The sequence below is a fragment of the Streptomyces sp. RPA4-2 genome, from assembly GCF_012273515.2.
Taxonomy (GTDB): domain Bacteria; phylum Actinomycetota; class Actinomycetes; order Streptomycetales; family Streptomycetaceae; genus Streptomyces; species Streptomyces kaempferi.
On the sequence record NZ_CP050975.2, the window covers coordinates 5,108,911 to 5,125,066 of the forward strand.

Consider the following 16,156-nt stretch of genomic DNA (forward strand, 5'->3'; position numbering starts at 1 on the left):
ACCGCTAGAGTCCGGTGCGTTGCGTGATGTTCACAGCAACCGCACAAAACAGCGCGGCCGGCCTCCGGAGACACCCGGGGCAGCGCGGCCGCGCCATTCCCGTGGGGGGAATCCAGCAGTGAGAACACGCTCTTTGGTGTCGGCGGCCGTGTCCGCCGCACTGGGCGCCGCGCTCCTCGCCGCGCCCGCGCTGGCGTACGCGGCCGACGACGGCACGTCCGGGCAGGACCCGGCGGCCACCGCGACCACGAACCCGACGGCCGATCCGGCTTCGGCGGATACGCCCACCAGCGCCCCGACGGGGACTCCTTCGGACACCCCGAACCCGTCCAACCCGCCCATCGGTGAACCGTCGGACACCCCGACCCCCACCGATCCGACCCCGTCCGAACAGCCCTCCGGCGACCCGACGTCCGATCCGAGCGGCGGCGCACCCGCCGACGGCGCCGGCGCCCCGGTGTTCGGCGACGTCGGTTCCGATCCTTCCGACGCCGGGTTCGTGACGGTCGCCGTCTCCTCCGATTCGGCGATCACCGAGGTGTCGGCCGATCTGACCGAGGTGCGCGGCGCGAACCCGGCGACCGTCGCGGTCACCGGCTTCACGCTCGTCTCCGGCACGGCGCAGGACGGCGTCTGGCGCTCGCCCCGCATGTCGCAACTGCCGTCGTACGGCAGCTATGACGTGACGGTCAGCGCCCAGGACAGCGATGGCGACATCGCCTCGTCAGCACATGCCACCACCGTGGACGTAGAGCCGAAGCCGGTCTTCGCCGACCGCAGCATCAGCCCCGCCGTACTGGACGTGGAGCACACGCACGTCGCGCTCGGCGGTCGCATCTCGCTCTTCGACCCGATCACCGGCGAGACCGCGCCGCTGGCCGGCAAGTCGCTGAGCGTCGTGGCCGAGTACGCCTACAGCGCCGTCACCGCCGCCGACGGCAGCTACGCGATCGACGTGGCACCGAAGTTGAACGGCGAGAACGACACGTCCGTGCCGGTCTCCCTCTCCTTCTGGATCGCCAACCCCGACGGCACGAACACCTACGTGCTCGTCGACACGAAGACCCTGCCGGTCGTGGTCAGCCCGAGCCGGATTCGGCTGGACCACTCCAGCGTGCAGATCAAGTTCGGCGCCAAGGTGTCCTCGTCCGGTGTCGTGGAGTACCTGTACAACGGCACCTGGCGCCCGGCCAAGGGCGTCGCGCTCGACATGGGCAACTACGCCACGGCGACCAGCGGTGCCGGCGGGCGCTTCACCCTCACCGACCCGTACATCCCGTACGACGACGGCACGTACACCGTCGAGACAACCCGGTACAGCTACCTGACCAACCCGTATCTGACCGCCTCGCAGGCGCAGTTCAAGGTCGACGTCATCAACCGGACGAACATCTGCTTCTGTTCGAGCTGGATCGACGAGTACTCCAACCTGCACATCCAGGGCAGCATGAACGCCAGCAACGGCAAGGTGCCGCCGAACCGGAAGCTGTACCTGCAGCAATCGGCCGACGGCAAGACCGGCTGGAAGTCGCTCGGCTGGTTCACCGCGAAGTCCAACGGCACCTTCGACCTCGACGGGCACGTGGCGGTGCCGAAGGGCTACTGGCGGCTGTACTCGACGGGGTCGTCGGACTACCAGTCCGGCTACTCCAACTCCGTGCACTTCAACCGCACCGCCACCCGGATCACCGGTTTCAACGCCGGTCCCGAGCCGGTGCGCAAGGGCCACACCGTGACCGCCACCGGCACGTTGCAGCGGCTGAGCGGCACGAAGTGGGTGGCGTTCGGCAAGCAGCGCATCTACATCGTCTTCCAGGCCAAGGGCAAGAAGTCCTGGACGGGGCTGGGCTCCGTCAAGGCCGACTCGCACGGCCACTTCACCGCCCGCTTCACCGCGAAGCAGGACGGCACCTGGGTCGGGGTCTATCTCGCGTCCGGCTCCTACGTGGACGCCGAGAGCTACCACGACTACGTGGACGTGCGCTGAGCAGCGCTGGGCCACGAGCACCACGAAGGGCGCCCCGGGGACTCCGGGGCGCCCTTCGCTTTTACGGCCGCGTGATTACGCGCCGCCAATATGGGCCAGCGTGAGTCCGGTCCGTCCACCTTCAGGGCTGAGGCCGGCGTCCGTGACCGCGGGTCCGTACACCCGACCCACCTGTCATGGAGCCGACGTCCACTCGGGGCCGCGCTACGTAACGCGCCGTCTGCTGGTGTTGGTGCTCGGGCCATGGACGAACTCTGTGCTGGCGTCGCTGCGCACCCGGGAGCGGCCGCGTCGAGCGGTTGAGGGACCGTGACAACCCCGGCGCTCGTGCGTTCTACACGTCGCATGGGTTCGCTGAGTTCGACGGGAAGATTGTCTACGCGTCCACACCGGCGCGGCGTGTGTTTGGGAGGCGGGGCACGGATCCCTGCCGGGGAAGCGAAATGGGCGAAGCTGTGAAGGAAGAACGCTGCGAGCGATGTGACTGCATCATCGGGCTGGGGTGCGGTTGCCCACCGGACGGGTCCGTGCGAGAGGTGCGTACTGCGGTTCAGTTGCGGCAGGAATGGCGGCGACTTCCCGCGGACACGATTCTGATCTCGCCCACGCAGTACGCGCACCTGCCGGGAGCGTGCGCTCACCTCACCGAGGAGTTGGTGAGGGCGCCACGCTGGGGCTGGATCCCCAGTCCGGCGCCCGGGCTCTGGGACCGCCTGGGCAGCAGCTGTCCGGCGGTTGCGACAGAGGGCAACACGAGGCGGCAAACCACGCGACGATGCACGGAGTGCGAGGGAACCGTGGCTCCGGCCGGCAACTGATGGGCGAACTGCACGTCCTCGCTCACACGAAGCCGAGGGCCGGCGGTGGCGAGCACCACCTGAGCCGCGATCTGCACAACCAGGGGCCACGCGCAGTACGAGAGGGCAGCCGGGCCCGGGGCCAGGTGACTGCCGTAACTCCGGCGGCCAGCGACACGAAGCCTGCTGTGTCATGTGCAGGCGCTCGCCGGGTGAGGAGATGAGCGAGGCGGCGTCACGGAGTCTCTCGGGTGCGGCCGTGTCGCTTGGTGTGGCGACCGTAGGGCCGGGGCCGACCTTCTGAAGGGGCAGGGCGATGGTTTGCCGAGGGTGCTGATCGGATGACGTGGCCGTCGGTATGGTCAGCCGCGCGGCCAGGGGCGTCCGTCGAGTCGCTCGATGTCGCGGTTGAAGCGGCTGAGGTAGGCGGCGAACTCGGCCACGTCCTCTGCCGTCCAGTCGACCATGACCTTCTCCAGACCCTCCAGGTTCTCGGTCCGGTGGATGTCCAGACGGCGTTCGCCCTCGGCGGTGATGGCGAACTTGCGGGCCATCCCGCCCTCGGGGTCGGGCATGCGCTCGACGACGCCGGCCCGCACCATCGCGGCCGTCTGCCGGTTGAGGGTCGAGGCGTCCAGACTGAAGGCCTCGCTGAACTCGCCGATGGACATCGGGCCCTGCGCCTGGATGCGGCTGAGCAGGACGTACGCACTACGGTCCAGCCGCTCCTCGCCGGCCCCACGCGCCCGCGGGTTGAGCATGTGCATGTGCCGCCCGAGCAGCATGGTCTCGAATTCCAGCAGATCAAGTGGCTTGTCCACGCGAGGCATCCTTCGGTTCCCGGCTCGCTTCCCCTGTCAGGGGAACTGCCTGCGGCTAGATATACCACCCCTATGTGCATCATACACTCGACGTGTACCGTGCACATCTTCCACGCCGGAAACGGCGACCCATGACGGCCCACGGCGACCCATGACGGCCCACGGTGACCCGCCGCGATCCACGGCGGCCCGCGCGATCCGGCCGTCGCGCCGGCGGACGACGCGGTGAGTTCCCAAAGATGCCGGCGCCTGTCACACATCCACCCCGGGGCGCGTCAAGAAGGAGGCGCCGCCCAGATGGCCCGGTGGTGGTGCGACAGGTGTGACAGGGACGAGAAGGAGATGGCGACATGGTCGTTCTGATGGTGCGTGCCACGGTGAAGCCCGAGTGTGTCGACGCACTCGAAGCGGCGCTGCGGAAGATGTTCACCGCGATCGAGGGCGCGCGGCCCAAGGGCGTGCGGTACGCCTCGTACCGGCTGCCCGACGGAGTCACCTACCTCGCGGAACTGGAGATCGCGGACGGAATCGAGAATCCGCTTCCCGGGATCCAGGAGTTCCGTGAGTTCCAGGCGGCCCTCAAGGACTGGCTGGCCGCCCCGCCCGTCGCCGAGCACCTCGAGGTGCGGGGCGCGTACGCCGCCTGAGGACGCGAGGGTGTGCGTCCGGTGAGAGTCGGCGGGACGCCGGGCGTGCTCCCATGCCGTGGTCCCCGCGCCGAGTAGGTTCGCCCACGACCGCGCGGCCGACCGGCCGGGGAGAGCCCTGACCTGGGCCGGGCGGCGGGTGCGGCCGGCAGTCGGGACCGAGGTGCGTACGGCGCGGGGACCCGCGTACGGCGTGAGGAACCGCATACGTGACAAGGAAAGACGGCGTACATGGGGGATACGCCCGGTGAACGGTTAGCATCGCGGGCAGTGTTGTCGGCCTGGGATGGAGTGGTGTCGTGCCGGAGGGTCCGCGGATCGCCGTCGCCGTCGTGACGATGGGCAATCGGCCTGTCGAGGTCGACGCGCTGCTCACCTCGGTGGCCAAGCAGGATGTCCCGCCCGCCCGCATCGTGATCGTGGGGAACGGGTGTCCGCTGCCCGACTTCGCCGAGCGGCTCGGACTGCCCGGCGACGTGACCACCATCGAGGTGGACGAGAACCTCGGCTGCCCAGGCGGACGGAACGTGGGCCTCGCCAGGCTCGCGGAGTTCGGGGACGTTGACGTCGTGGTCGAACTCGACGACGACGGACTGCTGGTCGACGCGGACGTGCTGCGCAAGGTCCGCGACCTGTACGCCGCCGACCCGCGCCTCGGCATCGTCGGCTTCCGGATCGCCGACGAGAACGGGGAGACCCAGCGCCGGCACGTGCCGCGGGTCGGGGCGAAGGACCCGATGCGGGGCGGTCCGGTCACCGGGTTCCTCGGCGGGGGGCACGCCCTGTCGATGCCCATGGTCGCCGAGATCGGTGACTGGCCCGCCGAGTTCTTCTTCGCCCACGAGGAGACCGACATGGCCTGGCGTGCCATCGACGCCGGGTGGACCGTGCTGTACGAGCCCGAGCTGCTGCTCCAGCACCCGAAGACCTCGCCCGCCCGGCACGCCATCTACTACCGGGTCACCGCCCGCAACCGCGTCTGGCTCACCCGCCGCCGGCTGCCCCTCGCGCTCATCCCCGTGCACCTGGGGATCTGGGTGCTGCTCACGCTCCTGCGGACACGTTCGCTCGGCGGACTGCGGGCCTGGTTCGGCGGTTTCGCGGAAGGCCTGCGCGAGTCCGGCGGCCGGCGGCAGCCCATGCGGTGGCGGACGGTGTGGCGGCTCACGCGGCTCGGACGCCCGCCCGTCATCTGACGGTCCGGTGGGCGCCGGGAAAGACGAAGGCCCCGGTCGTTCACCTCCGACGACCGGGGCCCTCTCTGTCCCCGGATCCGGCCACGGCGGCGACACTCCCCCGAGTTACGCGTCGTACGCGCGCACCGTCGGGCCAGATCCGATGTGCTGATCCCATCAGGCCGCGCCAACGGATCGCTAACATGTGGCCAACGGTTCCCTCGGGAACCGGCCAATGGTTCCGCCGGAACCGGAGGACGGCCGGTGCGAAGTCGCCAGGGGCACGGCCGGACGGTCGCGTGGGAAGGCAGTGGGCGGGCTATGCGGTACGGGCTGCGGTTCGGGCTGCTGGGTCCACCAGTCCTGTACGGCGCCGGCGGTGAGGCCCGGTCGATCGGCAGCGGCAAGATGCGTGCGCTGCTGGTGGCGCTGCTGCTGGAGCCGGGCCGGGTCGTCTCGGTCGACGCGCTCAAGGACGCGCTGTGGGGCGGGGCGCCGCCCGCGTCCGCACAGGCCTCCCTGCAGAACCACGTCACCCGGCTGCGCCGGCTCCTCGACGATCCTGAGCGGCTGCGGGCCGTGCCGCCGGGGTATCTCCTGCGGGTCGGCGAGGGTGAGTTGGACGTCCGCGTCTTCGAGTCCCACGTCACGGCCGCGCGTGCCGCGCATGCCGGGCGGGACGGCGCACGGACGCTGCGTGAGGCCCTGGCGGCGCTCGCGCTGTGGCGCGGCACCCCGCTCGGCGGAGTCCGGCCCGAGCTCGGCGGCCATGCCCTCGTCCAGCGCCTGGAGGAGGCCCGGCTGCTGCTTCTGGAGTGGCGCTACGAGGCCGAGTTGTGGCTCGCGGGGCCGATCGCCGGACGTGGCGGGGGCGGGGGAGCGGCCGGGACTTCGGGGAACACGGGGGGTGCCCGGGGGATGCGTGACTTCGGACACTCCACGAGCTACCCGGGCGCGGACGGTTCCGGGGACGCCAGGAGTGCTGCGGGCGCGGACGACTCCGTGGAGGCGAGGAGCGCTGCGGGCGCGGACGGTTATGGGAGCCTCGCGAACCCTTCGGACGCGGGTTCCTCGGGGCATGCCCGACTCGCGGTCCTCGCACCCGAGTTGGCCGCCCTCGTCGCGGAGCACCCCTTGCGGGAGGCCTTCCACCGGCTGCTGATGCTCGTGCTGCACCGCACCGGTCGCCAGGCGGAGGCCCTGGCCGTCCACCGCGACCTGCGGGCCCGCCTGGTCGAGGAGCTGGGGGTCGAGCCGGGTCCCGCGGTGCGCGAGGCGCATCTGGAGATCCTGCGGGACCGGGGGCCCGGCGGATCAGCCGTAACAGGCGGGGCGGGTGTGTCAGGCGGGCCAGGCGGGCCAGGTGGGTCGGGGCTTACCAAGGAGAACGAGCGGACCGAGCCGGGCAGGCGGATCGGGCAGGGCAGGCGGATCGGGCAGGGCAGGCGGGCTTACCGGAGCGGACGGGACCGGTGGCGTCGGTCAGGATCTCCGTGCCGACGGAGGCGCGCTTAGCCGTACCGGCCGTACCGGCGCAGCCGCCCCGCCCCGCCCCGCCCAACTCCCCGCGCCCCCCGCGCACTTCACCGGCCGCGGCGACGTGCGCGACGAACTGGGGCTGGTCCTGGACACGGACCGGCGGCTGCGCCTGCCCGTTCCGGCCGTGGCCGTCATCAGCGGTATGGCCGGGGTCGGCAAGAGCGCGCTGGCGCTCCACGTGGCCCATGGGCTGCGGGAACGTTTCCCCGACGGCCAGCTGTACATCAACCTGCACGGGGCCACCCCCGGAATGACCCCGCTCACGTCCGGCCAGGCGCTCGCGGCGCTCCTGCGCGACCTCGGCGTCGAGCCACGCCGTATCCCCGAACTCCCGGACGCGGCAGCCGCGTTGCTCCGGTCGACGCTGGCCCCGACGCGCACCTTGATGGTGCTGGACGACGCCGCGCACGCCGCTCAGGTGCGGCCGCTGCTGCCGGCCGGCGCCGGGTGCGCGGTGATCGTGACCAGCCGGTCGCCGCTCACCGCGTTGGACGGCGCACACCGTTTCCCGCTCGCCCCGTTGTCGGACGAGGACAGCGCGGCGCTGCTGCGCGCGGTCTCCGGACGCCGCGACGGCCTCGACGGCGGGCACCCGCTCGTCGAACTCACGGGTCGGCTCCCGCTCGCCCTGCGCGTCGTCGCCGCCCGCCTCGCCGCGCGCCGCGCGCTCACCCCGGACGCACTGGCCGGGCAACTGACGGACACGGAAAGCCGGTTGCGTCATCTGGAGTATGACGACCTGAGCGTCCGGAGGTCCCTCGCCGTGGCCCATGACGCGCTGCGCGCCTCGGACCGCGAGGCCGACCGGGACGCGGCGCGCGCCCTGTGCAGCATCGGGGCGCTCGACCTGCCCGTCTACGGTGCGCCCCTGCTCGCCCGGCTCTCCGGGATCGCCGAACACCGCGCCGAGGCCGCGCTCGACCGCCTCGTGGACGTCGCCCTCCTTGAGGAGACGGCGTACGCCCGGTACGCACCCCACGACCTCGTCCGCGACTTCGCCCGGGAGATCGCGGGAACGGCAGCAACGACAACAACGACAACAACGACTGGAGCGACTGGAGCAACGGGAACGAGGGAAGCAACAGGGGCGACGGATACAGCCGGGGCGACGGGGGCGGGGACCGTACCCGACCCGACCGAGGCACCCGACGGAGCGGCCGGAGCGGCCGGAGCGCCCGGCGCGGCCGGCGCGGAAGCCGCCAGGACGCATGGGGTGACCGCGGGCCCCTGTGTCTCCGAGCGTGCCCTGCGCTGGTACGCCGGAGTCGCCGCCCGCTCGCTCGAAGTGATCGTCGAGGCGGGGCTCGACCGCGCGGACCGCAGCCGGCCGACGGCCACGCAGCCGGCCGCGCACGCGGAGGACGCCGCCGCCACACCCCCGTTCCGCTGCGCCAAGGACGCCTTCGCCTGGGGCGATCTGGAGCTGGAGAACGTGATGACACTGGTGGAGCGGTACGCGGAGGTCTCCGCGTACGTTCCGGTGCTGGTGCGGCTGCTCAACCCCTACCTCCAGCGCAGCGGCCGGGTCGCGGAGTCGGAGGTGCTGCTGCGGACGGCGCTGGGCGCGGCGCGGCGGCTCGGGGACGAGGCCGCACAGGCGTACGCGCTCGGCGACCTCGCGGGGCTGCACTTCATGACGGGGCGGGCGGGCGAGGCGCTCACGCTGAACGACGAGGCGCTGGCGATCTGGCGGCGGCTCGGGGTGCTGTCGTGGGTGCGGCGCGGTCTGAACAACCGCGGCATGCTCCTGGAGGGGCTCGGACGGTACGAGGAGTCCAGCGAGGCGCTGCTGCTGAGCCTCGAACTCTCCCGGGAGCTGGGCGACCCGCACACGGAGGCCATCACCTACAGCCACCTCGGCAACCTGTACGAGCACACCGACGCCCGCGCCGCCATCGACCACCACAAGCGCAGCCTCGCGATCGGCGACGTGATGGACGACGTGATCATCCGGCACTCCGCGCACTGCAACATCGGCTACGCGCACCTCACCCTCGGGGAACCGGCCGCAGCCGTACCGCACTTCGAGGAGAGCTTGCGCATCCTGGGCGGACACGACGACTGGCACGGGGAGTCGCAGACCCGGCTCGGGCTGGTGCGCGCGCTGCGCGGGGTGGGGCACTGCGAGCGGGCCGCGCTGGAGTGCGAGCTGCTGCTGTGCCGTGCCGATCGGCGCGCCGACCAGTTCACCGGCGGCCTGGCCCGGCACCAGCGCGGACTGCTGCTGCGCACCCGGGGGGACGCCGAGGGGGCGTACGCACAGTGGAGGGCGGCGCTGGAGGCGCTGGACGGCAGGGACACCTCGGTGGTGGGCGAGCTGCGGGAGCTGCTCCACGAGGCGTAGCTACGTTGCGTCCGCGTAGCAACGAGGTGTAGCTACTTCGCGTCCGCGTAGCAACGCGGCGTCACTACTTCGCGTCCGCGTAGCACTCCACCACCGCGGTCGTGAACGGGAAGTGGACCGGTGTCTCGCCGAACGTCAGCCTGCCCGCCAGCTCCGCGGCCTCCCGGACAGCCGCCACGACCACGTCCGCCTCCTCGGCCGGGCAGTGCACGATGACCTCGTCGTGCTGGAAGAAGACCAGCTCGGCGGCGAGGCCGGCGCAGGCGCGGCGGAGGGCGGCGAGCAGCAGCAGCGCCCAGTCGGCGGCGCTGCCCTGGACGACGAAGTTGCGTGCGAAGCGGCCGCGGGCCCGGGAGTTGGAGGAGGCGTATCCGGGCACCCAGCCCTGGTCGCCGGGCGCCTCGGCGGGCTCGTCCTGGGGGAGGCCCGCCTCCTCGGACGCCCGGTCGGAGGCACCGGCGGCCGGGGGGCTGGTCCGGCCCAGCCATGTCCGTACGAGCCGGCCCTCCTCGCCCGCGCGGGCGGCGTCGTCCACATACGCCACCGCCTTGGGGAAGCGGCGGCGCAGCGCGGCCAGGTTCTTCAGGCCGTCGCCCGACGTCTGCCCGTACACCGCGCCGAGGACGGCGAGCTTGGCCTGGGCGCGGTCGCCCGCGAAGGCCCGGTCCGACACCGCCTGGTACAGGTCGCCTTCCCGGCCCGCGACCTCCATCAGGCCGGGGTCGCGGGAGATCGCGGCCAGTACCCGAGGCTCCATCTGGTCGGCGTCGGCCACCACGAGCCGCCAGCCGGGGTCGGCGACGACGGCACGGCGGATGACCTTGGGGATCTGGAGCGCGCCCCCGCCGTTGGTCACCCAGCGTCCGGTGACCGTGCCGCCGGGGAGGTACTCGGGCCGGAAGCGTCCGTCGCGCACCCAGTCCTGCAGCCAGGACCAGCCGTGGGCCACCCAGATCCGGTACAGCTTTTTGTAGGCGAGCAGGGGTTCCACGGCGGGATGGTCGACGGATTCGAGCTCCCATCGCCGGGTGGACCCGACCTTGATCCCGGCCTGCGCGAAGGCTTTGACGACATCGGCGGGCAGGTCGGGTCTGACCCGCCGGCCGAAGGCCGCCGAGACCTCGTCCGTGAGCTCGGCGAGGCGGCGGGGCTCACCGCCGCCCGCGTACCGCTCGCCGAGCAGTTCGTTCAGCAGCTCGCGGTGGACGTCCGCGCGCCACGGCAGTCCCGTCGCGTTCATCTCCGCCGCCACCAGCATGCCCGCCGACTCGGCGGTGGTGAGCAGGTGCATGCGCTCGGGGTGGGTGGTGGCCGCGTGGCGGCGCCGCTGGTCCGCGTACACCTCGATGAGGTCCTCCAGGGGGAGGTGGACCGGGCGCGGTTCGAAGAGGGACGACTGCGAGCCGGGCTCGGCGGAGCGCTGCGGGGGGTCCGGCGGCACGGGCCCGCCGCGCAGCCTGGCCAGCGCGGCGGCCGCCGAGCGGGGTTCGCCGAGCCGGCCCTCGTGGCCGAGCAGGATGTTCTCGGCGGCCTCGATGTCGTAGCACCGCTCCACGCGCACCCCGGCGGCGAGCAGGCGCGGGTGGACGTCGGCCGTGGACCGCCAGACCCACCGGACCACGTCGGGCCGGGCGCGCACGGCCTCGACGAGATCGGCCTCCCTGCGCACCGGTCCCGCGGGCAGCCCGTCGGTTCCGAGGGGGGCGAGCTCCACGCCGCCGTCCTCGGCCGGTCCGACAGCCCACCGGTCGCTCATGATGCCGAGTCTCGCAGGGGGGTCTGACAACGCCGTCGCGACGACGCGGCTGGTCGGGGCGGCGCGACGGTGCGGCCGGGTACGGCCTTGCGACGGCCCGGCCGGTCACGGCGCCTTGGTGACGACCTCCAGCGCGCGGGCGATGTGGGCCTCGGTCGCCTGCTTGGTGACGCCGACGCCGCTGAGCACGCCCTGGCCGTTCTCGTGCTCCAGGAGGGCCAGGAGGATGTGTTCGGTGCCGATGTAGTTGTGGCCGAGGCGGAGGGCCTCGCGGAAGGTGAGCTCCAGGACCTTCTTCGCGGCGGGGCCGTAGGGGACGAGTTCGGGGACCTCGGCGGCGGCCGGCGGCAGCGCCGCGGTCGCCGCCTCGCGGATCGCGTCCAGGGTCACGTCCTGCGCGGTGATCACGAGCGCGGCGAGGCCCTCGGGCTCGGCGAGCAGACCGAGGACCAGGTGCTCGGGGAGGCCTTCGGCGTTGCCCGAGGTCTTGGCCTCGGCGTGCGCGGCCATGACCACGTGCCGGGCGCGCGGTGTGTAGCGGCCGAAGCCCTGGCTGGGGTCGAGGTCCGACTCGGCCTTCGGGACGAACCGCTTCTGCGCCGCCTGCCGGGTGACCCCCATGCTCCTGCCGATGTCCGTCCAGGACGCGCCCGAACGCCGGGCCTGGTCGACGAAGTGCCCGATCAGATGGTCGGCGACGTCGCCGAGGTGGTCCGCGGCGATCACCGCGTCCTGGAGCTGGTCGAGCGCGTCGGTGTGGACCTTCTTGATGGCCTCGATGAGGTCGTCGAGACGTACGGATGGCGTGCCGAGTGGGTTCGTCGTCATGTGTCAACCGTAAGTTGACAGTCTCAGAGTGTCAACCCGAAGTTGACATCTCCACGGGTCCATGGGGAACCTCCGAGGCGAAAACCTCCGTGAACACCGCCACGGGAAAAACTGTCCACAGGGTGTGGATACTTTTTCCGCTCGAAGGAAGTCCCGGCGGCACCTGCCCCGGAGACGGCCCCGGAGCGCGTGGCACGATCGGGGGATGAGCAGCAGTACGACGCCCAGCACCGTGGAGCGCGCCTTCGGGGCCGCCCTCTACGCCGAGACCGACGCGGCCCTCGACACGGGCGCCTCGCTGCTCGCCGCCGACCCCGCGTCCGACGCCGAACTCGCCCTGCGTGGCACGGAGTTCGTCGCCGCCGCCTGGCGCCGCGGCTGGCAGCCCGCCGACGTCGTACGGATCGTGCGGCGCGAACTGGACGACGTACACGTACGCCTGGTGTCGGCCCTGATCCTGCGGGAGGACCGGACCCCCCGGGGTCCGCGCTGGGCGGCTCAGCTCGACGAACTGGACGCGGACACCGAGCCGCCGCGCACCGACCGCTTCACGCAGGCCACCACCGTCCTGGAGCTGTACCGGCTGCTGCTGCGGCTGCCCGCCATCGAGCCGTTGGACCCGCCCCGGCAGCACGCGCCGCAGGACTCCCGGATGCTCACCCGCATCCGCGCCCTGCTCGCCAAGGCCGAGGCGACCGGTTTCCCGGAGGAGGCGGAGGCGCTGAGCGCCAAGGCGCAGGAGCTGATGGCGCGGCACAGCATCGACGAGGCGCTGCTCGCCGCCCGTACCCACGCCAAGGACGCGCCCGGCGCCTGCCGCATCGGTGTCGAGCCGCCGTACGAGACGGCCAAGGCGGTACTGCTCGACGCGGTGGCCGGCGCGAACCGCTGCCGTGCCGTGTGGAACGAGCCCCTCGCCTTCTCGACCGTCGTCGGATTCGAACCGGACCTGGAGGCGGTCGAACTCCTCTACACCTCGCTGCTCGTGCAGGCCACCGCCGCGATGACGAAGGCGGAGGCGGCGCAGCGGGCGGGCGGCCGGAAACGTACGAAGACGTTCCGGCAGTCGTTCCTCGCCGCGTACGCCCATCGCATCGGGGACCGGCTCGCGACGGCCGCCGAGGGGCAGGTCGCGTCGGCGGAGGGGGAGCTGCTGCCCGTCCTGGCGGCCCGCGACGTGGCGGTCACCGACCACATGGAGCAGATGTTCCCGGACACCGTCACCACCCGGCTGCGCGGGGTGGACGACGCGGCGGGATGGCAGGAAGGGGCCGCCGCGGCGGACCGGGCCCAGGTCAGGGCCCGGCCGCCGCTGCGATGAGGCGACGGGCGGCGTGCCCGGGGAGCGGCGGATCGCTCAGTCGCCGGCCGCCTGGAAGGTGCTCACGGAGGCGTTCAGGTCGTCCGGTCCGGTCTTGCCCGCGAGGGGCCCGTACGACCACTTGAAGCGCTGGGCGTCCTTGGCACCGGGCAGGCTGATCTTCAGCGAGGTCGCGGCGAGGCTCTTCGCGTCGCCCGCGGCGCCCCGTACGTAGGTGATCGTGAAGGAGGCGGTGCCGTCCTTCGCCAGGGTCACCTTCTGGGGCTTCGCCGACTTGTCCGCGAAGACCTCGGTGCCCCGGGCGCTGTCGTGCACCTCGATGCCGGGGAAGCCCTCAAGGGTGCACTTGTCGCCGTGGTTGGTGAGCGTGACGGGCACGTTGCCGGTGTCCCCGGCGGCCGGGGCGGTGTTGGCGGGGCCGACCTCGAAGTCGATCCGGTCGATCGCGCAGACGGTGGAGGAGGCCGAGGTCGCCGTGGAGCCGCCGGAATCCTTCTTGTCGGCGCCGCCGCTGTCGCAGGCGGTCAGCATGAGGGCCGCCGCGGCGGTGACGACGGCGATCGGAAGGGCGCGCATGGGTTTCCCCCTGGGTTCGTGACGGAGCACACCGATCATCACGCAGACCGGGGGGTGAGTGTCGCGCGACCCCCCGTTCCGGCGCGTCGTCCGGACGACCGCCACCCGGAGAATCACCTGAACGTCGAGCGGGGCGGGCCGGCGGGCGTCCGGTGCGGGGCAGCGGAACGCGGGGAGATCCGCGTCCCGTTCGGGGGCGTGGACCGCAAGTGCGCAGGCGGGAGCGGCGGACGGGGGGTCAGGACCCCAGGTTCGCCGTCGGCAGCCCCGACGGCAGCTTGCCGCCCTGGGCCTTGGTGTACGACTCCTTGCCGAGACCGCCCGACCAGGTGACCTTGAGCGTCGTGCCGTTGACGGAGTCGACCATGCCCGTGGCGCGCTGCTTGTTCCCGTCCGTACAGGTGAGGTGGATCATCCGCATGCCCGCCTCCTCCCCGGCCGTACCGGTGCACACGGTGCCGCCCGTCGCGAAGAGCCCGGCCTGCTTCCCGGTGATCACCAGCGCCACCGCCTTGCCGCCCGTAGTGGCCAGCCAACTGCCCTCGAGCCCGGTCTTGGCGGTGGGCGACGTTCCCGAATCCCCGCCCGTGCCGCCGGTTCCGGAGCCGCCGGGGCTCGCGGTCGTCTCCGCGGAGCCGGAGCCGGAGGGGCCGGAGTCGTCGCTGCTGCAGCCGGTCAGCATGAGCGCGCCCGCCAGACCCGCGGCCACGAGCATGGCGGTGGCCGCGGTCCGAGCCCGCCGACGCGGGTGGATCGCCGAAGTCGCCGATGTCACTGAAGCCCCCAAGGGTGGTGGTGTCGCTGGGGTCGCCGGAACGACCGCAGCAAGCTACCAGGAGCATGCGTGAACGCCTCGGGCGAGTCGTGCGGAGATCGTACGGATGTTCCGAGCGGCCCGGCCCGGCCCAGCCCGGCGCGGGCGGTCCCGTCCCGTCCACGCCCGCCCATCCGCGCCCGGCCCATCTCGTCCCGTCCGGACGGGAGGCCCGGCCGACATCCGGTCCGGTGGGAATCCCGCGGGCCCGTTTCCGCGCCCTCCTCTTCCGCACCCGGCCGACACCCGTCACCGGCTCGACACCCGTCACCCGCTCGACACCCGTCGCGGCGGCGGCCGGAAAGGCGAGCGGGACGGGAGGACGGCCGCGCCCACCCGGTGGTGGACGTCACCGCGGGCCGGGCGGAGTGCTTCACGTGGCGCTACGAGGAGGCACGGCCGGGTCCGGCGGTGTTCACCGTGTTCGCGGTGTTCGCGGTGTTCGCGACGGCGGCGTCCGGCACCACGCCGAGTACACCCGCCGGACCGCCGGGCCCGATGGCCTGGAAGTGGCTCCGGCGCGACCGTGATTGCGCCCCGGAGAACCGGCCCTCGACCCGCGAGTCCGGACGCGAGGGCCTCGCCCCGCCGCGCTCCGACGTGCTGGACCACGGCGAGATCGCGCACGACGAACCTGTCGGTCCGTCTCGGCCGCGCGGGCGCCGACCTGCCCTGGAGTCTCCTCCGCGGGGGCGGGGCGATCCGCGGCGGCGGGGACGGCCGTGCGACTGTAGGGGTGGCAGAGGCTGCTGGTGTGTGCGAGCGGGAACGCGGGGAAGAGAGTGCCGCCGCCGCAGCGCCGCTCCGGCCGCCTACCGGACCCACCTGGCCGGAGGTTGAAAACCGGACGTTGAAGCCGAACGTTGAAACTCGAAAGGCTCGCCGTGCGTCTGTTCCTAGTACATAGGGATTCGACCCGGGCGAACCCGTACGGATGCCGGGGCGGACGAGCATGCACGGGGGCCGGAGGTCGTGTGTCGGGCGACTTCCGGGGCAGACGATGGGCCGTCGGCGGCCTGGCGGGCAGCAGGCCGTAGCCAAGCGGACAGCAGGCAGTAGTCAAAGGCCGGTAAAAGCTGTAACCGTGGGACCACCCCCCGTGCACGTGCATCTGCTCATGCATCTGCACATGAACAGAGCTATGATCCGGGGCAGTTGGCCACTGCATCAATGGCCACATCGGCCACTGCACGACCGGGGAGCGACCTGTGGACCACGACGTGTGCGACGTGGATGACGTGTACAACGGCATGGCTGCGACAGAGCTGACCGGGGCGGCCTGGCAGAAGAGCAGGCACAGCAACTCGCAAGGGTCCTGCGTGGAGTTCGCGAGGCTGCCGGGCGGTGACGTGGCCGTGCGGAACTCGCGGTTCCCCGAGGGGCCGGCGCTCGTCTACACCCGCGCCGAGATCGAGGCGATGCTCCTGGGCATCAAGGACGGCGAGTTCGACCACCTGATCGCGGGCTGAGGGCGGGGTGCCGGCGGAGCAGTGGCGGGGCCGCGTTCCGTGAACGCGGCGCGGTTGTCACCTCGCGTTGCGTAACGCGCGT

Annotated in this window: 10 protein-coding genes and 2 pseudogenes; 7 read left to right on the top strand and 5 right to left on the bottom strand. The window is 72.3% G+C overall.

Annotated features, from left to right (window positions below; all coding sequences use genetic code 11):
• Positions 1 to 148 precede the first annotated feature (148 nt).
• On the top strand, positions 149 to 1,987 hold the full coding sequence (locus HEP85_RS22325; protein ID WP_211118041.1) for a hypothetical protein: 1,839 nt from the start codon (positions 149 to 151) through the stop codon (positions 1,985 to 1,987).
• A gap of 1,159 nt (positions 1,988 to 3,146) precedes the next feature.
• On the opposite strand, the gene HEP85_RS22330 is transcribed toward HEP85_RS22325, so the two are convergent.
• Positions 3,147 to 3,605, bottom strand: coding sequence for a MarR family winged helix-turn-helix transcriptional regulator (locus HEP85_RS22330; protein WP_211118042.1), 459 nt, complete (start codon positions 3,603 to 3,605; stop codon positions 3,147 to 3,149).
• A 350-nt stretch (positions 3,606 to 3,955) separates the two neighbouring features.
• Between HEP85_RS22330 and HEP85_RS22335 the strand changes: the two genes are divergently transcribed.
• The 4 genes and pseudogenes from HEP85_RS22335 to HEP85_RS22350 all read left to right on the top strand — a co-directional run.
• Positions 3,956 to 4,252 (top strand): antibiotic biosynthesis monooxygenase, encoded by a 297-nt coding sequence (locus HEP85_RS22335; protein WP_168529297.1) that lies wholly within the window; start codon positions 3,956 to 3,958, stop codon positions 4,250 to 4,252.
• A gap of 299 nt (positions 4,253 to 4,551) precedes the next feature.
• Positions 4,552 to 5,448 carry a glycosyltransferase family 2 protein gene (locus HEP85_RS22340; RefSeq protein ID WP_282189852.1) on the top strand — a complete coding sequence of 299 codons (897 nt, stop codon included), beginning with the start codon at positions 4,552 to 4,554 and terminating at the stop codon, positions 5,446 to 5,448.
• Positions 5,449 to 5,748: 300 nt separating this feature from the next.
• Positions 5,749 to 6,273, top strand: a pseudogene (locus tag HEP85_RS22345) (BTAD domain-containing putative transcriptional regulator); the annotation flags it as partial.
• A 258-nt stretch (positions 6,274 to 6,531) separates the two neighbouring features.
• Positions 6,532 to 9,310 (top strand): annotated as a pseudogene (locus HEP85_RS22350) (BTAD domain-containing putative transcriptional regulator); the annotation flags it as partial.
• Between the two features lie 64 nt (positions 9,311 to 9,374).
• Here the strand turns inward: HEP85_RS22350 and HEP85_RS22355 are convergent.
• Entirely contained in the window at positions 9,375 to 11,066 is a 1,692-nt protein-coding gene (locus HEP85_RS22355) for a bifunctional 3'-5' exonuclease/DNA polymerase (protein WP_356011917.1), read from the bottom strand.
• Positions 11,067 to 11,171: 105 nt separating this feature from the next.
• Positions 11,172 to 11,894, bottom strand: coding sequence for a Clp protease N-terminal domain-containing protein (locus tag HEP85_RS22360; protein ID WP_329289459.1), 723 nt, complete (start codon positions 11,892 to 11,894; stop codon positions 11,172 to 11,174).
• Positions 11,895 to 12,099: 205 nt separating this feature from the next.
• Here HEP85_RS22360 and HEP85_RS22365 point away from each other — a divergent pair, with 205 nt between their 5' ends.
• A complete protein-coding gene (locus HEP85_RS22365) occupies positions 12,100 to 13,215 on the top strand; it encodes a DUF2786 domain-containing protein (RefSeq protein ID WP_168529299.1) in 1,116 nt (371 codons plus the stop codon).
• A gap of 36 nt (positions 13,216 to 13,251) precedes the next feature.
• On the opposite strand, the gene HEP85_RS22370 is transcribed toward HEP85_RS22365, so the two are convergent.
• Positions 13,252 to 13,791, bottom strand: a complete 540-nt coding sequence (locus tag HEP85_RS22370) for a DUF4232 domain-containing protein (RefSeq protein WP_168529300.1) — start codon at positions 13,789 to 13,791, stop codon at positions 13,252 to 13,254.
• A 238-nt stretch (positions 13,792 to 14,029) separates the two neighbouring features.
• Positions 14,030 to 14,506, bottom strand: coding sequence for a hypothetical protein (locus tag HEP85_RS22375; RefSeq protein WP_168533896.1), 477 nt, complete (start codon positions 14,504 to 14,506; stop codon positions 14,030 to 14,032).
• Positions 14,507 to 15,813: 1,307 nt separating this feature from the next.
• Between HEP85_RS22375 and HEP85_RS22380 the strand changes: the two genes are divergently transcribed.
• On the top strand, positions 15,814 to 16,074 hold the full coding sequence (locus tag HEP85_RS22380) for a DUF397 domain-containing protein (RefSeq protein ID WP_168529301.1): 261 nt from the start codon (positions 15,814 to 15,816) through the stop codon (positions 16,072 to 16,074).
• Positions 16,075 to 16,156 lie beyond the last annotated feature (82 nt).

Coding starts and splice junctions, on each gene's coding strand:
- HEP85_RS22365 (WP_168529299.1), top strand. CDS start 12,100: ATGAGCAGCAGTACGACGCCCAGCACCGTGGAGCGCGCCTTCGGGGCC.
- HEP85_RS22355 (WP_356011917.1), bottom strand. CDS start 11,066: ATGAGCGACCGGTGGGCTGTCGGACCGGCCGAGGACGGCGGCGTGGAG.
- HEP85_RS22335 (WP_168529297.1), top strand. CDS start 3,956: ATGGTCGTTCTGATGGTGCGTGCCACGGTGAAGCCCGAGTGTGTCGAC.
- HEP85_RS22375 (WP_168533896.1), bottom strand. CDS start 14,506: ATGCTCGTGGCCGCGGGTCTGGCGGGCGCGCTCATGCTGACCGGCTGC.
- HEP85_RS22360 (WP_329289459.1), bottom strand. CDS start 11,894: ATGACGACGAACCCACTCGGCACGCCATCCGTACGTCTCGACGACCTC.
- HEP85_RS22370 (WP_168529300.1), bottom strand. CDS start 13,791: ATGCGCGCCCTTCCGATCGCCGTCGTCACCGCCGCGGCGGCCCTCATG.